The organism is Streptococcus rubneri, from assembly GCF_004785935.1.
In the GTDB taxonomy this organism is placed as follows: domain Bacteria; phylum Bacillota; class Bacilli; order Lactobacillales; family Streptococcaceae; genus Streptococcus; species Streptococcus rubneri.
The window spans coordinates 288,546-310,477 of record NZ_SRRP01000002.1 but is presented as its reverse complement, the minus strand read 5'-3'; the positions used below and the strand labels follow the sequence as shown (position 1 = coordinate 310,477).

16 protein-coding genes are annotated in these 21,932 nt (G+C 42.6%); all 16 read right to left on the bottom strand.

What is annotated here, in order from left to right:
• Positions 1-170 precede the first annotated feature (170 nt).
• A complete protein-coding gene (locus tag E5S68_RS09685; protein ID WP_135783370.1) occupies positions 171-914 on the bottom strand; it encodes an amino acid ABC transporter ATP-binding protein in 744 nt (247 codons plus the stop codon).
• Complete coding sequence (locus tag E5S68_RS09680; protein WP_135783369.1) at positions 911-1,717, bottom strand: amino acid ABC transporter permease; 807 nt, start codon at positions 1,715-1,717, stop codon at positions 911-913. Before E5S68_RS09680 ends, E5S68_RS09685 begins: the two co-directional genes overlap by 4 nt.
• Before the next feature lie 223 nt (positions 1,718-1,940).
• The gene (locus E5S68_RS09675; protein WP_135783368.1) at positions 1,941-3,284 is read right to left on the bottom strand and encodes a DEAD/DEAH box helicase; all 1,344 of its coding nucleotides are present in this window, start codon (positions 3,282-3,284) and stop codon (positions 1,941-1,943) included.
• Positions 3,285-3,410: 126 nt separating this feature from the next.
• Complete coding sequence (gene mraY / locus E5S68_RS09670) at positions 3,411-4,412, bottom strand: phospho-N-acetylmuramoyl-pentapeptide-transferase (protein ID WP_135783367.1); 1,002 nt, start codon at positions 4,410-4,412, stop codon at positions 3,411-3,413.
• Position 4,413: 1 nt separating this feature from the next.
• Positions 4,414-6,699: a penicillin-binding protein PBP2X gene (gene pbp2x / locus E5S68_RS09665; protein WP_135783366.1), complete on the bottom strand. Its 2,286-nt coding sequence runs from the start codon at positions 6,697-6,699 to the stop codon at positions 4,414-4,416.
• Positions 6,692-7,027, bottom strand: a complete 336-nt coding sequence (gene ftsL / locus E5S68_RS09660; RefSeq protein ID WP_135783365.1) for a cell division protein FtsL — start codon at positions 7,025-7,027, stop codon at positions 6,692-6,694. The genes pbp2x and ftsL overlap by 8 nt, the downstream gene beginning before the upstream one ends.
• Before the next feature lie 13 nt (positions 7,028-7,040).
• Positions 7,041-7,991 (bottom strand): 16S rRNA (cytosine(1402)-N(4))-methyltransferase RsmH, encoded by a 951-nt coding sequence (rsmH, locus tag E5S68_RS09655; protein ID WP_135783364.1) that lies wholly within the window; start codon positions 7,989-7,991, stop codon positions 7,041-7,043.
• A 395-nt stretch (positions 7,992-8,386) separates the two neighbouring features.
• Positions 8,387-8,644: a DUF896 family protein gene (locus tag E5S68_RS09645; protein WP_061564777.1), complete on the bottom strand. Its 258-nt coding sequence runs from the start codon at positions 8,642-8,644 to the stop codon at positions 8,387-8,389.
• A gap of 33 nt (positions 8,645-8,677) precedes the next feature.
• Positions 8,678-10,714 (bottom strand): glycine--tRNA ligase subunit beta, encoded by a 2,037-nt coding sequence (glyS, locus tag E5S68_RS09640; RefSeq protein ID WP_135783362.1) that lies wholly within the window; start codon positions 10,712-10,714, stop codon positions 8,678-8,680.
• Between the two features lie 205 nt (positions 10,715-10,919).
• Positions 10,920-11,837 (bottom strand): glycine--tRNA ligase subunit alpha, encoded by a 918-nt coding sequence (gene glyQ, locus E5S68_RS09635; RefSeq protein WP_000038760.1) that lies wholly within the window; start codon positions 11,835-11,837, stop codon positions 10,920-10,922.
• A gap of 682 nt (positions 11,838-12,519) precedes the next feature.
• Positions 12,520-16,932: a S8 family serine peptidase gene (locus E5S68_RS09630; protein WP_135783361.1), complete on the bottom strand. Its 4,413-nt coding sequence runs from the start codon at positions 16,930-16,932 to the stop codon at positions 12,520-12,522.
• Between the two features lie 267 nt (positions 16,933-17,199).
• Complete coding sequence (locus E5S68_RS09625; RefSeq protein ID WP_135783360.1) at positions 17,200-18,042, bottom strand: aldo/keto reductase; 843 nt, start codon at positions 18,040-18,042, stop codon at positions 17,200-17,202.
• A 1-nt stretch (position 18,043) separates the two neighbouring features.
• The gene (locus E5S68_RS09620) at positions 18,044-18,271 is read right to left on the bottom strand and encodes a hypothetical protein (protein ID WP_135783359.1); all 228 of its coding nucleotides are present in this window, start codon (positions 18,269-18,271) and stop codon (positions 18,044-18,046) included.
• A 184-nt stretch (positions 18,272-18,455) separates the two neighbouring features.
• Positions 18,456-19,607 carry an N-acetylglucosamine-6-phosphate deacetylase gene (gene nagA, locus E5S68_RS09615; RefSeq protein ID WP_135783358.1) on the bottom strand — a complete coding sequence of 384 codons (1,152 nt, stop codon included), beginning with the start codon at positions 19,605-19,607 and terminating at the stop codon, positions 18,456-18,458.
• Between the two features lie 165 nt (positions 19,608-19,772).
• Positions 19,773-21,404, bottom strand: a complete 1,632-nt coding sequence (locus tag E5S68_RS09610; protein WP_135783357.1) for a Na/Pi cotransporter family protein — start codon at positions 21,402-21,404, stop codon at positions 19,773-19,775.
• A 144-nt stretch (positions 21,405-21,548) separates the two neighbouring features.
• Positions 21,549-21,899, bottom strand: coding sequence for a 30S ribosome-binding factor RbfA (gene rbfA / locus E5S68_RS09605; protein WP_123160924.1), 351 nt, complete (start codon positions 21,897-21,899; stop codon positions 21,549-21,551).
• Between the last annotated feature and the right edge of the window lie 33 nt (positions 21,900-21,932).

The window sequence follows — 21,932 nt, the reverse complement described above, 5'->3', positions numbered from 1 at the left end:
GGAATGAGGGGACGAGATGCCGCTTCGTTTCGTTAACCGTTGGTCAACTTGACACACCTATCTATGCGGAAAAGTAGACTACTAATCATCATCTTCTCCTGAGGCACCTACTCAAAGAAAAATCCGAGTCTGAAACATCGCGTTCCAGACTCGAGCTCTTATATATTATATCAAACAAATGTTCGTTTGTAACTAGCAAAGAATTCTTTTGTCCGCTCTTCTTTAGGAGCATTCATAATCTCTTCTGGAGTCCCAGATTCAATAATTTTTCCCTTATCAAGGAACAAGACCTTGTCCGCCACCTGGGAAACAAAGCTCATGTCATGACTGACCAAAATCATGGTTTGCCCTGCTTGTGCTGCTGCTGCGATGGCTTTTTCTACCTCTCCGACCAATTCTGGATCGAGAGCTGAGGTTGGTTCATCCAATAAGAGGACTTCCGGCTTCATGGCTAGGGCCCGCGCCAAGGCCACCCGTTGTTTCTGTCCCCCTGATAAATGGCGAGGGTAATGGGTTTCGCGGTCCGACAAACCGACTTTTGCAAGTTCTTCTTTGGCAATCTTGGTTGCTTCCTGGTCGGATAAGCCTTTAACGACTACCAATCCTTCCTTAACATTATCCAGAGCCGTCTTGCGACTGAAGAGATTGAATTGTTGAAAGACCATGGCTAACTTTCTTCGAAGGGTTAGGATTTCGTCCTTACTGATCGTTTTAAAATCTACCTTCTCCCCATTAATCTCAATACTCCCACTATCTGGAGCTTCTAAATAGTTCAAGCTTCTCAAGAAGGTTGATTTTCCAGCTCCAGAAGAACCAATCAAGGCAACAACTTCCCCTTTTTGAATTTCCAAATCGAGATGGTCTAGGACCACTTGACCGGAAAAGGATTTTGATAATTGTGAAATCCGAATCATGCTGCTCTTTCCTCCTCTTGCAAGGTTTGGCTTACGACTTGTGGATCTTTGATAGCGAGTACCTGTTCGATCCAGCGACCCAATTGTTCAATCAAAATATTAATGACCCAATAAATCAATGAAACAGAGATAAAGCGCTCAAAGTAGCGGCTATCATTCCCCGACATAATCTTGGCTTGGGCAAAAATTTCCAAAACTCCAGCATAGAAGGCCAGAGAAGTTCCCTTGGTCAAACCAATCAAAGAGTTGATCAAGGTCGGTGTTGCAACCACGGCTGCATTTGGAATGATAATCCGTCGATAGACTTGAGTATTGGTCATCCCGAGACTCTTCGCCGCTTCAATTTCACCCGCATCAACAGATAAAATCGCTGCCCGAATGGTCTCACTGGCATAGGCTGCCTCATTAAAGGCAAAGGCCACAATAACAAATAAATGAGCCGGCACATCGTTGATATTAAAGGTTGTCCCATATTGTTGGTTAATGGCCTTCAATAGGAGCGGGATTCCATAATAGGTCAGCATCAACTGGACCAAAATCGGTGTCCCTCTTAAAAAACTCACAAACAAGGCTTGAATAGGATAAAGGATTTTTACCCGATTGATTTTGACAATGGCAAACAATAGGGCTAGCAATAAACCAAAAAAGGCTCCTGCCAAGGTTAACAAAATCGTATTTGGAAGCTCTTTTAAAATTCCGGGAATAGCTTCAAAAACGACGCGTAGGTTAAAGATTTCTCCTTCTGGTATCCATTTTAAAAACTCTTCGTACCAACCAGACGCCAGATATGTAGTTGTAAACATCTTCGTTACTTCCTCCCTCATTAATGAATCATTCTATCATATTTGCTCTTAGAATGCTGAGTTTTGCTACCGATTGTTCGTAAATCATGCTCAAGATATGATGTGCTAGCAAGCAACAATCTCCTCTAAGAGTAAAAAATAGACTATCTATAGATAGTCTATCACAAAATAAATCAGCGACCAAATAGTTAATTTTTATGGAAATCTTTAAATTTCTTTATCACTAAAAGGTTTGGCGTTTAGCCTTTCTTTCTGCCCGACCGCGAGCGCGGTTCTCAGCTCGCTTGGCTTTCCGACGTTTCTCGTCCACGGCCCATTTGATTTTTTTCTTGTAGCCAGGTTTGATTTTTTTCTTTTTCTTCTTGACCAAGCCAATCATCTCAATATCGAGTTTTTCTAGGCGCTTTTCACGATTAGCCCGGCGATCCCGGTCGTAGGTATCTTCGATAGCTCCAGACTTCAAGACTTTCGGTACAAACTGGATGCCTAATTTTTCAAGCTCCCGAATATCTGAGTCATCACTCGGTTGATAAAGGGTGATGGCTGTACCAGGAAGTCCATTCCGACCAGTCCGGCCAACACGGTGGACAAAGAAGGACAAATCTTGTGGAATGGCATCGTTGATGACATGACTGACCCCTTCAATATCGATTCCACGCGCTGCCAAGTCAGTTGCCACGATATATTCAAAATCCAGGTTTTTGACTTGGTTCATAATCCGCTTACGCTCCCGTGGAGGAACCCCTCCATGGATTTTAGCGACTTTAAGGCCCTTTTCTACCAAATAAGCATGCAAGTCATCCGCTCTGTCCTTGGTATTCACAAAAATCATAGCCAGATAAGGTTGAAGAGCCTGGGTTAGTTGATAGACTTGCTCATTCTTATCGCGCCCTTTTGTCGATACCAACCAGTTATCAATGGTATCCGAGATCACCGTTTTGGTTTTAATCTGCTCCATGACAGGGTTGGATAGGTATTTCTTCAAGAAAGGTTGCAACTTTTGCGGAATCGTAGCAGAGAAGACCAAGAATTGGAGTTGTTTGGGAAGACTGGATGCAATCTTATCTACCGTCGTCAAAAAGCCCATATCAAGAGTCATATCAGCCTCATCGACCACAAAGGTATGGGCCTTATGAATGGCTAAATCTCCAGAGGCAACCAAATCATAGATGCGTCCTGGTGTCCCAATCACGATATGTGGTTGAGCCACTTGAAGCTTATCAATCTGACGAGCCTTATCAGTTCCGCCAACATAGTTGGCAATCCGAATTTCCTTTTCACAGTGGCTAGCAATCTGACGAGCCGCTTGGTAAATCTGTGTGGCCAACTCCCGACTAGGCGCTGTAATCACCACTTCGACATTGCTACTATCCTCATTTAAGGTTTGAAAAATTGGCAAGAGGAAGGTATGGGTCTTCCCTGATCCTGTTTTGGATTCACCGACCAAATCTCGACCTGCTAAAACAATCGGGATGAGTTTTTCTTGAACTTCTGTCGCTTCGATAAAATTAATCTCTTTTAAGGCCTCTTGGATATAGTCCTTAAACTTAAAATCTGTAAATTTCATTCTCTTATCCTTTCATCATCTCTATTATTATATCAGAAAAGTTCTCTTACCGCTCTTCTTTTGAACAGCAATTCCTAGCCAGCGAAAAAGGTTGAGATAGCATCCCAACCTATTATTTTCAATGATTTATGAATTGATCAAAAAGTAGATCAAGAGGGTCAAGGCACTCATCCCAGCACCGAGACTCCAAAGAAAGGCATCGACCTTCCACTCAGACCATTTTTCTCCATTTCCAGACAAACCACCCAATTCTAAATGGTGATGGAAAGGCGTCATGCGGAAGATCCGGCGCCCTTCTCCTGTCCGTTTCTTGGTCCATTTGAAATAGGACACTTGGAGCATGACCGAGCTAGTCTCAAAGACGTAGACAATCCCAATCAAGAGCAAGGTCCACTCTGCATGGAGAGCCATGGATAGAGTCGCAAGCATCCCACCTAGGGCCAGGCTTCCAACATCTCCCATGAAAATCTTGGCCGGCTTATGGTTGTAGACGAAGAAGCCTAGGAGGGCACCAATCATACTGATGGTCACAAAGAGGATATCAGTTCGTCTTTGCCAGACAGCGATGATAGAATAGGCAATCAAACTGATGGTCACTGAAATACTCGCCAAACCATCAATTCCATCTGTCAAGTTGACAGCATTTGAAAAACCAACCAACCAAAACAAGGCAAAGACAATGTAGAAATGCCCCAAATAAAGATCCCAACCAAAGACATTGAGAAGACTACCTCCTCCATGGCGTTCAGAAAAGAGATAGAAAATGATTCCACCCACCAATTGCAGGGCTAATTTTTGCTTGGGATTCAAGCCTTCATTGATCTTACGAAAAACTTTTAAGAAGTCATCCAAGAAACCGACGATTCCATACAAGACTAAAATAAAGAGGATCAATTGAACAGGGCGCGTAAAGTTCCCTGTTAAAAAGCTAAAGACAAGAGTGACAAAAACCGAAGTGATCAAGAAGACCACTCCCCCCATGGTAGGAGTTCCTGCTTTAGCTTGGTGTTGCTTCACATCTTCGTGCATTTGTTGACCCGAAATATGGGCTCGTTGATAGAAACGGATAAAGGCAGGAATACCAATAACCGTTAGAATAAATGATACTACTAAGGTAGCAAGTAACATATCAGTCTCCTAATGTAATTGTTATTTTCTTTGTCTTCTTGAGAGAGGTATCCATTTTGACACTTTGCTTCATGACATGAGAGCCTTTGCCCTTATAGGTGACTTCCATATCCGTCCATCCAGCAAAGATATCAACATTTTTCTTGGTCCATCCATACATATCAGGCACTGTATCAAGGTCATCCGTCAGCAAGAGGACTTGTTGATTTTCTTTTAATTTGGTACCTACTGACACAGACATCTTTTTAATATTTTTTCCAGTACCTAGGATGACAGGCTGGATCAAATTACGACGCAATTCATCTGCAAAGCCACCTGGGCTGATAGTTTGTTTCAACTTCAATTCTTTAGATAGAGATTCTGCTGACGGCATTTTATAGAGTTCCTCTTTGGAAACACCGTCCAAAGCCTTGGTTTCAGATACTAAATTCAGCTCATCCTTCAAGGCAACTGCATCTTCTAGAATGGGATTCACAAGTTCTTGCCAACTGGTCGGACTAAAGCTGATCTCAGGTTGTTGAACCGTCACATACATGATAAAATCTGGATCCTCGGCAGGCGTCATGACTACAATGGAGTTGATATTGTTATTTTCTCCTTCCAAATACCCGTTAGCCGTCGCAATTTGGGCTGTCCCCGATTTAACAGCAACATTTTGGCCAGCTACTTGAATAATCGGACCTTCCGAAGAGTAGAGAGTACCAAATTGGGGATCTGTCCCTACCGTAATCATATAATTACGGGTCTGTTGGGCAGCTGATGCCGACACTGGATTTCCGACAACTTCTTTTTTGGATTTACGAGCTGCATCATTTTTAGCATCATAAATTCCACTGATAAACTTAGGTTCTAACATCACGCCATCATTGGCAATGGCAGAGAATGCTCGCAACATCTGCGTTTGGGTGACAGATATCCCTTGTCCAAAGGCAGACATAGCTTGAGTAACATAGTTATCACCCGGAAGGCTTCCAAAACTCTCATCGCCCATGCCAAAACGGGTAGGGAGACCAAATTTGAAGCGGTGGAGGTAATTCATCCAGACGTTATTTCCCATCTTCTGCTCTAGCTTGGTCATCCCAATATTACTAGAATAGGCAAAGCCCTGAGCAATGTTCATATAGCGTCCATCCGTCAAGCCCATGTTGATTTCCCAGTCTTTGATGGTCGCATCTTTGACATGTAATTCGTTGTTATAATAAACTTCATTGTATGCCGGGAAGGTTCCATTATCAATCGCAGAAGCTAGGGTCATCACCTTCATGGTCGATCCTGGTTCGAATTGATCCTGGTAAAGGATCGTATTCCAAGTTCTCAGGTTTTTAAAATCCAAACCATCTTTGGTATCTGCATTATAGGTTGGACGTTGCGTCGTAGCCAGAATTTCGCCTGTTTTCGCACTAACTAAGGTAGCACTAACAAATTTGCCCCTTACCTTTTCTTGGAAAACATCCATTCTCGTTTCGAGATAGGTTTGAAGCTCAGCAGATAGGGTTGTGTATACATCCTTTCCGTCTTCGGTCTTCACCGCAACCTTATCGGATCCCGGCACAATATTTCCGTTACGATCCTTTTCATAGGTCACCACTCCATCTTGACCACCCAAGATGCGATCCAAGGATTTTTCAATTCCCGTCGTCCCTTGTAGGGTTTTATTTCCGTCCTTGTCCTCTATCAATTGAGCCTGGCCAATGAATTGAGAAGCGAAGGTGCCATTTTTATAACTCCGGTTTGGACTTGTCGTAAAATCAACCCCTTTAATCTTGGCATCTTCTAGCTCGCTACGGATAGCATCCATATTGCTATAGGTAATATCATTTCCTGCCGCACCAAAGGAAACTTGATTCAGTTTCTTTTGAGACAGTTGCTGGACGACATAGTCCTTTTCCATCCCCAAATAACGGTTAAAGATATCTGCTACTTTGTTGTATTGACTCTCTTTCACATAAAGAATTTCACCCTTGGCTGATTTGTATGTTTTATCAATGACAGCATATACATTATAGGTCGTCGCATCTTCGGCGATGACTGCTCCATTCCGGTCATAAATCGTTCCACGCTTAGCTGGAACGATTTCTGTTTTTTGGTGGACCTGGTGGGATAGCTCTGATAGATTCTTTCCAAATTTACTATCCGTTCCTATAATGATGGCAAAATTAATTAGGAAAACCAAGAAGATGACAATGGAAAGCAAACTCAAATTCTTGGCGACTTGTCGGCGATTTTGATCAGGAAGTCTTCTCTTTTTCAGAGAATAACGAATGATCTTTTGTTTCATTTTATTCATCGCTACTTGTGCTCACCACTTTTCGATTTTCTTTTTGAAGGGACATCCCTTGTGAGCTAGCTAGCTTAGACAAGCGTTCGTAGCGAGTCAATTCATTGACTTCCTGTTGAACATCCTCTAGCTCAGTTTCTTTGGTCTTTAATTCTGTATTGAGGTTGGTTAATTCACTTTGAACTTGTAAAATCCGCGTTTGCATAAAAATAATACTAACCGCCAGAACAATCGCTGTTAGGATAATAGAACCATAAAATGCTTTTTCCACTCTTGAAAAGCGACGAATTCGTTCTTGGAGTTGATTACTACGGGATTGTGATGGTTGATCTGCCATTCGTTGTTTCCTCTTACTTATGAATTTTTCGAGCAACCCTCAGTTTCGCAGAGTGCGCTCGATTATTACTTTCTAACTCTTCCTGACTTGGAAGAATCGGTTTTCGAGAGACTAATTCCATCTTTGGTTTTAAGTCATCTGGGATAAAGGGCAAGCCTTTAGGGACTTCCACTGTAGAAGCCTCTTTAAATAGTTGCTTGGTCAAACGATCTTCCAATGAATGAAAGGTAATGACTGAAATACAACCACCAACGGCCAATAAATCCATAGCCTGCTGGATTGATTCATCAGCCGCTCCCAATTCATCATTGACTTCGATCCGAATAGCCTGAAAAATCTGTTTGGCTGGATGGCCTTTTTTCTTCAATTCTTTCGCTGGCTTAGCAGATTTGATGATTTCAGCCAATTCCGTTGTCGTTTCAATTGGCTTCACCGCACGCGCTTGTTCAATCTTCCTGGCAATTTGTTTGGAGAATTTATCTTCCCCATACTTGAAAAAGATTCGGACTAAATCGTGGTAATCATAGTTATTGACTACGTCATAAGCCGTTAAAGAAGCTTCTTGATTCATCCGCATGTCAAGGGGAGCGTCTTTTTTATAAGAAAAACCACGAGACCGCTCATCTAACTGAGGACTAGAGACTCCCAAGTCATAACAAATACCATCAATTTCACTGACTCCCAATTCTTGGAGACGCGCTTGAAGATTCCGGAAATTGTCTTTGATGAAAGTTACCATGCCTTTTTCAACATAAGGAGCTAATCGTTTCTCCGCATTATCAATCGCATGCTGATCCTGGTCAAAGGCATATAAATGTCCTTTTTCACTTAATTGACTTAATAAATATTCGCTATGGCCAGCTCCACCTAAAGTGGCATCCACATAGATTCCATCTGGCTTTACATCCAGCATATCAATCGTTTCATGGAGCAAGACCGTTACATGATGAAATTCTTTACTCATATCCTATCTATTTTACCACAAATCTGACCAAGATGCACTTGAGATTCTCTCCTCTATCCACTCATCATTTTCGGATAAAAAGTTCCTATTCTTTAAAAGCTCATCCTATCAACCAATAGACCTAGAGAAGCAAATTATGATACAATAATTCCATGAAAGATAAGAAATACCTACTCCTTGGTCTGCTATTGGCCGACCTAATTGCTGTCTACTTTTTCCTACGCACCCCTGTTCCTTGGATTTTTTGGACAGCAACCTTCGTTCTTGCCGTCTCCATTTGGATATTTAAAAATCAATGGAAAAACTACAAAAATAAAGATAAGGATTCAGAGTAGCCCATATAGAACAAGAAAACTCGATCAGTTCAACATCTGATCGAGTTTTCTATTGTCTATTTATGAATTGGGATCATCAAGGCTACGGCCATGCAAGCCTTTTTCTCGTTGGACTTGACGAAGTTTTTCAGGCGTCACATCGTTACCTTCTTCGTCAACCACTTTAATTCCTTCGATGTGGTGACGAACTGAGCGACGGTAACCCTCAATATATTCTTCACGAAGTTTTGCTTGTTCCACTGCTTCTTCTGGAGTCAAACCTTCTGTTTTTTTCTTTTTAGCAAGCTCATTGATCCGAGCAATTTTTTCAGGTGTCATAATCAGACCTACTTTCTACCTGCCATCAGGTACTTATTTTGTATTCAATTGATTAAAGGCTGCAACAGCATTAGCTTTAGACACAAGACCTGCAAGCAGGGCCAAACGGTTATTCTTAACAGCCTCATCTTCAGCCATCACCATGGTATTGTCAAAGAAGGCATCGATGACTGGACTAAGAGCAAAGAGCTGTGCCAATTTATCACTAGCTGAACCAGTCAATTCTAATTCTTCAATCGCCTTAGCAAGTGCCTTTTCTTGATCATTTTCAAAGAGACTAGCATCGACTGCTACTGAAGCATCTGCTTTTTCTGCCAAGTTGAAGGCACGTGAGAGTGACTCAACAGCTGCCTTGTAACCATCCGTCTTAGCAGCTTCTGAAAGAGCTTCAGCTGCTTCCAGCATATCTGCTACGACAAAGTTTGAACCGGCAAGAACAGCTTCTTTGATATCTTTTGGTGTACATCCCATCATCTTGTCCACACGCGCCTTGATGAAGTTGAGCACTTCTGCTTGATTGTCATAAGAAAGGCTATCAAATGAAAGTCCGTAAAGGCTGTCGATTAACTCATCCATCGGGATGTACCAACCAAAGGCATCCAAGATACGAACAATCCCTTGCGTTGCACGGCGAAGCGCATAAGGGTCATTGGAACCAGACGGAATCAAACCGACAGAGAAGAAGGAAAGAAGGGTATCCAATTTATCTGCAAGAGCTAGCACTGCACCAACCTTGGTTTCAGGAAGAGCTCCGTCTGCTGCATCAGGAAGGTAATGCTCACGGATAGCTGTCGCAACCGCAGCATCCTCACCAGCAAGGAGAGCGTATTTTTCACCCATGATTCCTTGCAATTCATCGAACTCTCCGACCATACCCGTCAAGAGGTCAAATTTGTAGATTTCAGCTGCACGCGCTACGGCTGCCGTTTCTTCGGCAGTCAAACCAGCTTGCTCAGCCAATGACGCGGCAATGACACCAGCACGGGCCATGTGTTCAGAGAGTGAACCAATCTTTTCATGGAAGGTCACGTGTGCCAATTTAGCCACGAGGTCTTCAATCTTAAGTTTTTGGTCTTCACGCCAGAAGAATTCACCATCTTCGAGACGTGCCACCAAGACCTTCTCATTTCCTCGAACGACATTTTCCAAGTGCTCAGCGTTCCCATTCCGGACAGAAATGAAGTTTGGTTTCAGCTGACCATCAAGGTCACGTACGACAAAGTAACGTTGGTGCGTTTCCATTGAGGTCACCAATACTTCTTCTGGAACATCCAAATATTTGGTGTCAAAACTTCCCATAAAGGCAGTTGGGTATTCCACCAAGTTCAAGACTTCGTTTAGAAGTCCTTCTTCGATTTGGACTTGAACACCTTGTTCTGCTTCGATAGCCTTGATTTGCTCACGAATCATGTTTTCACGCTCTTTGCTGTCGGCAATCACGTAAACCGTACGAAGGTCTTCTTCATAAGAGTCTGCATTGGTGATTTCCACTTCGTGACCGAGGAAACGGTGGCCACGGCTCACACGACCTGATTGAATATCCAAGAAGTCTAGTTTAAGCGCTTCATCTCCCAAAAGGACGATTAAGGTGTGAACAGGGCGAATGTATTCAAAGCTGTTGTTAGCCCAGTGCATGCTGACAGGGAAAGTCAATGAAGCAAGCACTTCTGGGATGCCAGCCAAAACTTCTTTGGCAGGTTTTCCAGCTTCGTGTTTCGTCACGTAAACGTACTCTTCCCCTTTGACTTCACGGAATTCGATATCGTCAACGGTCAAGCCCTTCCCACGAACAAATCCTTGGGCTGCTTTTGAGAAGTTTCCATCTGCGTCCAAGGCGATTTTTTTAGAAGGTCCTTTAAAATCTTCAGTCAAATCTGTTTGTTGATCAGCCAAGCCAAGTACACGGACGGCCAAACGACGGGGAGTTGAGAAGGTTTGAATGCTTTCGTATGAAAGACGGTTGTCATCCAAGAAGGCTGCCATTTTCTCACCCAGTTGTTTTTCACTTGGTGTGACAACGTAGGCTGGCAACTCTTCAAGTCCTAGTTCTACTAATAAGTTTTTTGTCATGTTTTTTCTCCGAAAAATATCTTTTTTCCAGTTTGCCTTATGTGATTGGCACGCAAGCAACCGACTAGGTCGTTTCATTGCTAAAATTGGAGCCTAAGGTCTCTAATTTTGCCTGGTATCGTTAGTTTCTCTAACGATACCTCTATCACTGTGGCAACTGGTCCTGTAGGATTGCTCTATCAACCAATCCTATCTAATACACTCTTTATTCTTCCTCTTCTGCTAGGAGTTTTGCGCGTGTGGCTTCGTCAAGAAGTGGGTAACCGAGTTTCTTACGTTCTGCAACGAAGGTCTTAGCTACAACGCGAGCCAAGTTACGAATACGGGCAATGTAGCCGGCACGTTCTGTAACGGATACCGCTCCACGAGCATCAAGCAAGTTGAAGGTATGTGAACATTTCAAAACATAGTCATAAGCTGGGTGAACCAGACCCAATTCCAAGGCACGTCCTGCTTCTTTTTCAAATTTTTCGAAGTTTTCAAGAAGCATATCTTGATCAGAAACTTCAAAGCTGTATTTTGAGTGTTCGTATTCTGGTTGAAGGAAAATTTCTCCGTATTTAACTCCAGGAGCCCACTCGATATCGTAAACGGAGTCCACTTCTTGGATGTAAGAAGCCAGACGTTCCAAACCATAAGTGACCTCAGCAGTAACAGGACCAGTTGCCAAACCACCAACTTGTTGGAAGTAAGTGAACTGAGTGATTTCCATACCGTCCAGCCAAACTTCCCAACCAAGACCAGCTGAACCAGTTGATGGGTTTTCCCAGTTATCTTCAACGAAGCGGATATCGTGCTCCAAAGGATTGATACCCAATTTTTCCAATGACTCCAAGTAAAGCTCTTGAATGTTTGATGGAGAAGGTTTCATGACCACTTGGAACTGGTGGTGTTGGTAAAGACGGTTTGGGTTTTCCCCGTAACGACCGTCTGCTGGACGACGAGATGGCTCTACATAAGCCGCATTCCATGGTTCCGGACCAATGGCACGAAGGAAGGTGTAAGGACTCATAGTACCCGCACCTTTTTCATTATCATAAGCCTGCATGAGCATACAACCCTGGTCATTCCAGTATTGTTGCAAAGTCAAAATTATTTCTTGAAATGTTAATTTCTTAGACATTGAATACTCCTTAATTAAAAATGATTTCTTGCGACACGAGTCTGCCTCGTCGATTATACGAGGCAAGACGAGTTAGTACTGCGTCTAGCTCAGGCACCTTAGTGCTGAGCGTGGGGCAGTCCGACTGTAAGGAGGTCTCTGCCACTGACACAGTGGAAAGTCAATTTTTTAGACATAATTTACTCCTTTTTCTATAAATTCTTGCGACACAAGTCTGCCTTGCGAACTACGAGGCAAGACGAGTTAGTACTGCGCCTAGCTCAGGTACCCTAGTGCTGAGCGTGAGGCAGTCCGACTGTAAGGAGGTTGCCACTCACGCAGTGAAAGGTTAATTTTTGGGACATGATTACCCCTTTTTCTATATGATTGTGCTCGACTCAGGATACAAAAAGAACCGTGTCTTTGCTCCTAAGTCAAATGACCTAGGGGCGTCAAAAACGCGGTTCCACCCTAATTTATTACTTCATTTTATTCTACTGTACTCAGCTATTTACTGAGAGAAAGCGCCACTTGCCTATCTTATCCTACTTGGCTCTCACTATTCCAAGCTCGCTTAAAAGATGCCATAAGCCTTTCTTTCTTGACTAGTATTATAGCAAATTTTTATTCTAGTGTAAACAAAAAACAAGTCCGAAACAATTGTTTCAGACTTGTCGCAACTCCTTTCAAAGAAAGGTGAACCTTATGGGCGTTTTGCAACCTTTGGTTTTTTCCCATTTAATTTTTTCTTGGCAGCTTTGACTTCTGCTAAGGCCGCCTTGACTTCCTGTTGACTAGCAGCAGGATTAGCAAGAACAGCTTGCGCTCGGATAAAGGCTTGGAGGTAGCTTACTTTCTCCTTATCTGTCGCATAGATGAACCGAGCGTTCTTTGCTTGGAACTGGATTTCAGCATTGATCAATTTTTGGAGACTAGAAAAATCTGTAGCCTTGCCATTTAATCTTTGCTCTGCCCCTTGGAAGTTAGCAAGAGCCTGATCAATTTGCTCCTGGGTCACACCTTCGCGAACGAGCAAGAGAGCAAGTTCTTTAAATGTTTGATCATAAGCACGTTTCAAGACATCCTTAGCATTGGTATAACGTCCAGTTTTAGTCGTCACATCATAGGCTTCAATAGCTGATTTAAGTGCTGCATAGTCGGAATCTTTTCCATCTAATCGACTAGTCGCTGCTCCAAGTTCTGATAAAACTTGGTCGATTTCTACTTGAGATAATTTAGCAGAAAGAGCTTCTTGAGCCTTTTTATACGCTACATCATAGGCCTGACGTTTGTCACTTGCTGCATTGAAGTACTGAGCTGTGCTCGTCAGGTTGGCTTGTTGTGCTAGCACTTGCAGTAGTTGAGTCTTGATGACCAGAGACAATTTTACCAAATTGTTTTGGTTTTCTAGAACCGTTACAGTAGGCGCTTCTTCTACCAATTCATAACCAGTTGGCAGACTGACAACAATCGTATAGGTTCCCACCGGGATGTCTTTCCCAAATGCATTCTTGCCATAGCGTTGAACTGGAAGGATGAAGGTTTCACCTGCTTCATTTTTCAAAACAACAGGTGTATTTTTTGGAATCCCTTGGTTAAAGACGAGACTCAGAGGTGCTGAGACGATTTCTTTCGCAAGAAACTCGATCGTCTTGAAGCTGTCCTCTGCATTAATGGTGAATGTTTGAGTTCGTTCACTGAGAAGTCTTAGATCTGTCTTATCGTAGGCAAAAATTTCCGCGGTATAGTTGCCAAATTTGAGGAAATTGATCTCTTTTCCTTTATCTAAATTAACGTATCGACCTTGCTCATCCTTGATGCGATAAACGTAAGCTGTGTCCAATTCTTTACGTGAATCTGCATCTACAATGGTGACCTTCACACGCCCACTATCCTCAGTGCCAACGAAATCAGCAAGAGAGATATAGTCGCGGTTACCAGCATAATCCTCTACTAGATAGAAAAGTTGCTCCTTGCTCACCCCTTCTGGAAGAGTATAGCTTCCATCCTCGTTGGCCTTCAAATAAACACGATTTTCAAAACTTCGAGTCTTCCCTTGAGCATCCAGAGCCTTTTGAACCATCGTTCCTTCTTCGTCAAAGGCCTGAACATAAAAGACTTGTTCGCGGAGGATTCCCCCTTCTCCAATATCTTTTGGCTTACGAGCAAAGAAGGTTTCCACCCCATCTTTTGTCCTTGTATAACCGGATGTCAAAAGAGGTTTTTGGGTATCAATTTGAAGATTAAAGCGTACAATTTGCTCTTCTGCACCTGGAACTGCTGGCGTATAGCGGACTTCATAGACGTATTGTCCATCTGCCACTTTATCACCCTTGGCATCTGTCCCTTCCCAAGCAGTATTATCGACTAGATAAGATCTTTTCCCACGTCCATCAAAATAGTTCTTACGAGCCGAGAAAGCTCCTGTACTTGTCCAAATCGGCTGTGCAAATTCTGCATCCTCTGCCTGATAGACAGCTGCCTTCATATTCTTAACATTTCGTAAGACAACGGCACGGTACTGAACGTAATCTTTGTTTCCATCTCCGTCTGGAGAAATAGCAAGACGAACATTCCCGTCCGCATCCAAATGAAGGACATTCAGGCCTTCCGGAGTTTCTACTGTCCCTAGAACGATTGGACTCCGTTCTGCAGTCTCTTTCTTAGCAGTCGTATAGAGCACGTCATTTGCGTTAGAGACCAAGGTTGTCACGTTAGCATTAGATGCCACATCTTTGGTTTCTGGAACATCATAGTAGAACCCTGATTTTCCTTCTCTTACCAAGTTGTAGATTGGTTTTTCAACCGCAGGGATATTTTGGAAGGAACCACGGAAGCCCATGAATGGAAGGCTAACGACGTCTCCATCATCTGTAGGATCCACAAAGCGAACAAAACCTTCTAAGAAGTAGCCATTCGGCATTAGCTTGCTCAATTCTTCTGCAAATTTAGAAGTGTTGACGGTGACTGTTACGGTCTCACTACTATGAGCTCTAACGGTCACATTTGGCCAAACAGTTTCTGTCAATTTACGTGGCGTGAGGGTAAAGCGACCATCCTTCACTCCATCTGTGTTGGTATTGACGATCATCTTTAGTTCCCGATCCGTATCCGAGATGTTATGGACGGTCACATCAAAACTAAACGTATCTTCAACATCACCGAGAGACACACTTGGATAAGCATCTTCATTGGTGACATAGAGATCTGTTGAAACAGCTGCAGCTGTATCGACAATTCCTGCTCCTTGTTGACGAGGAGAAGTATAAGCGTCTGTTTCCTTATTGTAGTGCGGTTTTGCCGTTGACATAATCAAGGCCTTGACCGTTGCAGACAGCTCTTCCGGCGACAATTCTGGATGGTGGATCTGGAGGTATTCTTTAACCAAGGCAGCGACTCCAGCTACATGTGGGGAAGCCATACTAGTCCCACTCATGCTACCATAGCTATCATCATTCAAGGAGGAGAAGATTGAGCCTCCAGGTGCTGTTACGTCTGGTTTTAATTGACCATCTGTTGTCACTCCCCAGCTAGAGAAATCAGACATCTGGTCTGCATCTGGATTTGGACGATTATCTAAGCTTCCATCAAAGACTAATTTATAGTCTTTTCCTTTAATAGCTTCTCCATATCGTTTGGAGATAAAGATGGCTGGGATTTTTTTCGCATCTCCTTCCAAGCCCATTTTAACATTGGCCCCTTCAACACTATTGTAAATAACGGCTCCAAGTGCACCTTTTTTATAAACATTAGCGACCTTATCGGAGAAAGTGATCTCCCCACGCTTAATCAGAGCTACCTTCCCAGTTAGGTCTACACCGTCTAGATCCTTCTCGCGCGCTAAGCCAGCATCTACATACTCATATTCCTTTCCTTTTTCAAATTCGACATCTGTTTCTGCTGTCGCAAACGTGAATCTTCCTTTATCTAAATCTGCATTGTCTTCTAAACCACGTACCGTAAAGACTTCTTCTGTCACAACTGAATCATTCACAGATGCTACAGAAATCGATTCTTCTACCGTTGAAGGATTCCCAACGACACCGTAATCAGGATTTTCAGCTATTGGCTTGTTGTAGCCATAACCAAAGGTATTGCTATTCCCTGAAGAAATCAGGACGCTGACCCCTTTAGCGCGTGCTCGCTGAATAGCTTCACGAATAGCTGATCCAGCGTTGACCATAGATCCTGTAGAAGAACCCAGACTCATGTTTATGGCATCTGCACCGAGAGCGACTGCATCATCGATAGCCTTTACATATATAGCATCACTGGTAGAGCTACTACGATCTGAGAAAACACGCATGAACATGACTTGCGCTTCTGGGGCTACTCCGTATACATAGTTGCCATCCCCCGCTTTTTTATCAGGATTTCCAGCTGCAATGCCTGTTACGTGCATGCCGTGAGATTCATGGTCTTTTTCTTTGATATTGTCATCGCCATCCATGTAATCATAGGCAAAGACGACCTTATCGTTATACCATTTTCCGTAATCAATTCCTGCTGCTTTTTTAGCTGCTTCTAATTCATCTTGGTTTTTATACTTCCCTTTGGAAGGATCAGAAATACGAAGTACCTCGTGGTTAACATCTAAACCAGAGTCAATGACAGCAACCACTGTCCCTTCCCCTTTATAGCCTTTATTCCAGGTTTGTGGAACATTAATAATCGCATTACTGCTGATACTACTTGGTGTTTCAACTTCTTTTGTGGTAAGAACTGACTCCCTTCCTGCCTTTTCTTCAGCCACTGAGGGTTTAGCTTCTTGCTTAGCCTCAACTTCTGTGGCTTTTACTTCCGCTTTCGCCTCGACTTCTGCAACTTCCGCTGTCTCCTGCAGATTTTGACGGATTGGACTTTCTTGCCCTTTATTAGCAGTCGCTCCAGAACTTGCAGAAACTACAGAAGATGAGTCAGGTTCAGCAGGTGGTATAGTACTACTTTCTTGATTAGTAGCCGTTGGAGTCGGCTCAGTCGTAGCTACAAGACTGACTTGGGAGTCTTGAGTTTCCTCCGCACTTACTTGGCCTGCTCCAAAAACAAGTACAGATCCTAAAAGGACCGATGCCACACCAAACTTATATTTTCTCAATGAAAATCTCTGTTTGCTCATAAAATTCCCCCTAAATGATAAATTATATATATTATACTCCTAATTTTTCAGAAAATTCACTCAACATAAATTTGTTACCAAAATGTAATATTCCCGAACATTATCTTTATGTAGATCTTATTTAGTTTCGTTTTATCGATCAAACTATCTAGTGTGTAAAACTAATCATCTGTATTTTCAATCATTGTCCTTTAAATAAATAGAAAAAAAGTAGCCAGATCATTCTTGCGCTACTCTTTATCTATGATTATTTTTTATTAGGATCCCTTAAAAATCCTTAGCATCTGGGTCAGGTGCTCCCGCTTCAACTGGGAGGTGACGAAGGAGGTCGCTATCTTCTTGAGATAATTGAATATCAAAACAAGCTAGATTATCCGCAATTCGTTTAGGGGTGACAGATTTTGGTAAGGGAAGGAAACCTTCTGCTAAACTCCAAGCCAAAAGAATCTGGGCAGGACTGACTCCATATTTTTCAGCCAAAGCCAAGACAATTTCATGGGTAAACAGTTCTCCCTGACCAAATGGCCCCCAAGCCTCTAAGAGGATTCCCTTCTGACGACAGTAGTCGACCACTTCTTCCTGAAAAACTCCAGGAGCCAAGCGGATTTGATTGACAGCTGGAAGGACTCGAGCTGTCTCAAGTAAAGCGTCCATATGATGGGGTAAGAAGTTACTCACTCCAATGGAGCGAATTTTCCCTTGAGTTTGTAAATCCTCCATCGCTTTCCAAACTTCCCGATTGCGCTCTTTCCAGGCTTCGTGCTCCCGATGAGTGATTGGATTAGGCCAATGAATCAGATACAAATCTACATAATCTAAATCCAGTTTTTTCAAAGATTCTTCTAGAGCACCGAAGGCTTCTTCATAGGTATGACAGGTATTCCATAACTTGGTCGTTACAAAAATATCTTCTCTTGGAACACCGCTCTCTCGAATGGCTTTTCCGACACTTTCCTCATTTTGATAGATAGCAGCCGTATCAATATGCCGATAACCAATCTCCAAGGCTGTTTTTACAGCTTGGTAGGCTTCTTCTCCATTTTTTGCTTTCCAAGTACCAAAGCCAAGTACCGGAATCTGTTTCCCATCATTCAGTTGATAATAGTTCATCTTACTTTTTTCTTCCTTTCTTGTCAGACCTTGTTTCCTTTACTTTTTTAGACTTCAACCGCAACTCTGGTTTAAAGAAATTTTTCTTTGGCTCAACCATGGACTTGCTAAAGAAACTATAAATCAGAAAGGCTCCCCCCGCCACAATAATAAAAGGGCTACGACGGACAAACCCATACAAAAGGAAAAAAATCCCCATTAATAAAAAACGAACATCAATTTTTTTCATATAACACCTCATCATTCCGTTACAACCATTATACCATGTCAGCGATTCATTCAACAATGCCTAAACATAGAAGGGACAAGAAAAAAGCTCAGACTCTTGTCCGAGCTTCATTAACGGATTAGATTTTCCTGCCTATCAGAAAGATCATTGGAAACATCCTAGTCCCACTCACGAGAAGAGCTATTTAGACTTCATACCGTTTTTGACCATCCAAGAAGGTGGCTACTAATTCTAAGTCTTTATCGAGTACAATAAAGTCTGCATCGTAACCCTCACGAATCTGTCCACAAACATCATCAATATGGACCGATTTAGCAGGATTTAAACTAGCCATCATGACTGCCTCATGTGGATTAGCAATGCCCCACTCAACAACATTCTTCAAGCCATCCTTAAGCTTCAAGATCGAACCTGCTAAGTTTCCTGTTGATTTCAAACGGGCCGTTCCATTTTCTACGATAACAGGGAATTCACCCAACATGTAGTCGCCATCTTCCAATCCACCAGCTGTCATACAGTCCGTAATCAAGGCAATATTTTCCACCCCTTTTTGTTTGAGGAGGATATCGCAAGCTTTTGGATCAACGTGATGGCCATCACAAATTAACTCTGCATAAGTATGAGGAAGTTGGTACATAGCCCCAACCATTCCCAACTCACGGTGCGTCAAACCGCGCATTCCGTTATAGGCATGTACCCAGACACTAGCCCCTGCATCCACTGCTTTTTTGGCTTCGTCAAATGTTGCATTGGAGTGCCCAAGCGCAACCGTCACGCCTTCTCCTGTCACTGTACGGACAAAGTCTTCTACACCATCTCGCTCAGGAGCAAGGGCAATTTTATTGAGTAAGCCGTTAGCTGCTTTTTGCCATGCACGAAATTCGTCCATCCGAGGATCTTTCATGTAGGCTGGATTTTGAGCTCCCTTGTACTTCTCTGTAAAGTAAGGCCCTTCAAAGTAAATTCCACGAATCTTAGCACCAGATGCTTCTTGATATCGTGCTCCGATGTTTTCTGTTACTGCTAACAACTGCTCGTAAGAAGAGGTCAAGGTTGTAGGTAAAAAGCTTGTCACTCCTGTGCTCAAGAGACCCTCACTCATAGTGTGAAGGGTTCCTTCGATGTTGTTGTCCATTACATCTACCCCACCAAATCCATGGATGTGAGTGTCTACCAAACCAGGAGCAATACTATACCCACTATAATCAATAATTGTAGCTCCTTCTGGCACTTGGTCGACATGCTTCCCAAATTTGCCATCAATGATTTCTAGAAATCCTCCTTTACGGATTCCATGAGGATAAAAGAATTGATCTGCTTGTATAAAGGTTGTCATGGTAGTTCCTTTCTTTTTCAACTGATATATTCATTCACATTATAATCCTTTGTCTTGGATTTGTAAATGGTCTAGACCTCTTTTGTTTAAATATATTAATATTTTATACATTTTGTTGAAAAATGGAACTGAAAAAGTCCAGTAAGAATACTGGACTTTACATGCTTAGATTTGCTCCAATTGCACCTTCTCAGCCAAATTCATAGCATGATCCGCCACACGTGTGTAGTGAGAGATGATGTCGATAAAGTTAACACCCGCTTGAGGTGTACACTCACCCTTGTTCAAACGTGAAATATGAGTCTTCCGCAATCTCTTTTCGAGTTTTTCAATCGCCTGATGGCGCTGTTCCAACTCTGCTGCCAACTCTTGGCTATCTTCCTCTACACTTCGAAGAGCATCTTTGACAAAGGTAGCCGTTTGTTGGTAGATATCTTCTAATTCAGCCAAGGCATTATCAGAAAACACAACTTTCTTACGAATGAGGTAATCCGTCAGGTTGATCAAGGCTTCTGCGTGATCTCCAATCCGCTCCAAATCACGAGAGGAATCCAAAATGTTGGTCAAGGATTCACTTTCTTTTTGACTAAGTGCTTCGCTAGACAAGCGGATCAGGTATTTGGTCAACTGATCATCGATGGTATTAATCGCTTCTTCGGTTTTATGGCCTTTTTCAGCTAGTTTTTCTTCTTGATTCAAAATGTAGCGATAGGCCAAGTCGAAACTTTTTTCAGCATAAGTTCCTAAATGCAAAAGTTCTTTTTTAGCATTTCCCAAGGCAATCGAAGGAGCTTGGGTAATCAGATTTTCATCCAAATAGAGTGGCTCGTATTTAACCACTTCATCCTCACCAGGGATTAGTTTGGTCACAAAGTAAGCCAAAGCACCGATGAACGGGAATTGAACGATGGTGTTGGTCACATTAAAAGCACCGTGTGAAAAGGCAATCGTCATCTCAGGTGAGAGATGTAGCTGCGCTTGAAAGAATTCAATCATGCTCGTAAATGGTCCCAACAGGATAATACAAAGAACAGTCCCGATGACATTAAATAAGACGTGGGTCGCTGCAACTCGCTTAGCTGAAACATTAGCTCCCATAGCAGCGATAATAACAGTGAGGGTCGTTCCGATATTGTCTCCAAAAAGCACCGGAAGGGCTCCTTTCAGATCCAAAAATCCACCTGAATAGAGACCTTGTAAAATCCCAATGGTTGCGGAAGAAGCTTGGATTAAGACAGTAATGATTGCTCCTGCGAGTACGCCGAGGATTGGATTTTTTCCAAGAGTCACCATGTATTGGCTAAACTCTGGCAACTCCTTCAAGGGACTCATCCCAGCGCTGATGAGGTTGAGGGCGTAAAAGATTCCCCCAACCCCAAATAAGATCCGACCAATGTTATTCGCCATCCGATTCTTGGTAAAGAAGAGACAGACTGTACCGACAAACATAATCGGTAAGGCATAAGTTCCCAACTTGAAACCAATGATGAAGGAAGTGACCGTCGTCCCGATATTGGCCCCCATGATAATCCCAATTGCTTGGCGAAGCGTTAAGAGACCAGCACTTACTAATCCAACCGTAATAACAGTTACCCCTGTACTAGATTGGATAAGGGCAGTTACGACAATCCCTACAAGCACCCCTAGAAATGGATTACTGGTATACTTGTCGATATAGTAGCGAAGGCGATCCCCTGCGGCCTGTTGCAAGCCATCACCCATGGTTTTAATACTATATAAAAACAGTCCCAAACCACCTAAGAAGTTAAATAAAATGTTCTGCCAATCAATGGACATTCCTTTTCCTCCATCATCATTCGATAAAAGTTTACTCACTCTATTTTAAAACATCCACCCCTTCGGCACAAGGTTTTTTTGAAATTTCTTCTGAATTTTACCATAAAAAAACGATAGACTCTACAGAATCTATCGTTTTGTTCATTATTTTTTATCAAGCTCTCGTAACATTTGATCAATTTTGTTTCCATATTCAATGGATTCATCTTTAACAAAGGTTAAATCCGGAATCTTATACAGTTTTAAATTCCGACCTAATTCACGCTTGATGGTTCCTGTTGCTTTTTCCAGCCCTGTCTGAGCCTTTTGATTGTCTGAAGCCAGATCACTCATAATCGAATAGTAGACCTTGGCCATCGACAAATCGCCTAACATTTGAACATCCGTAATAGTCACACCTTGAACACGCGGGTCACGAACTTTCTTTTGCAAAATTTCGTTGACTTCCCGCTTGATTTCCATCCCTACTCGGTCTGTCCGAAAATGACTTGCCATAGGAACTCCTTTCTGTCTGTCTTTAAAAACTAG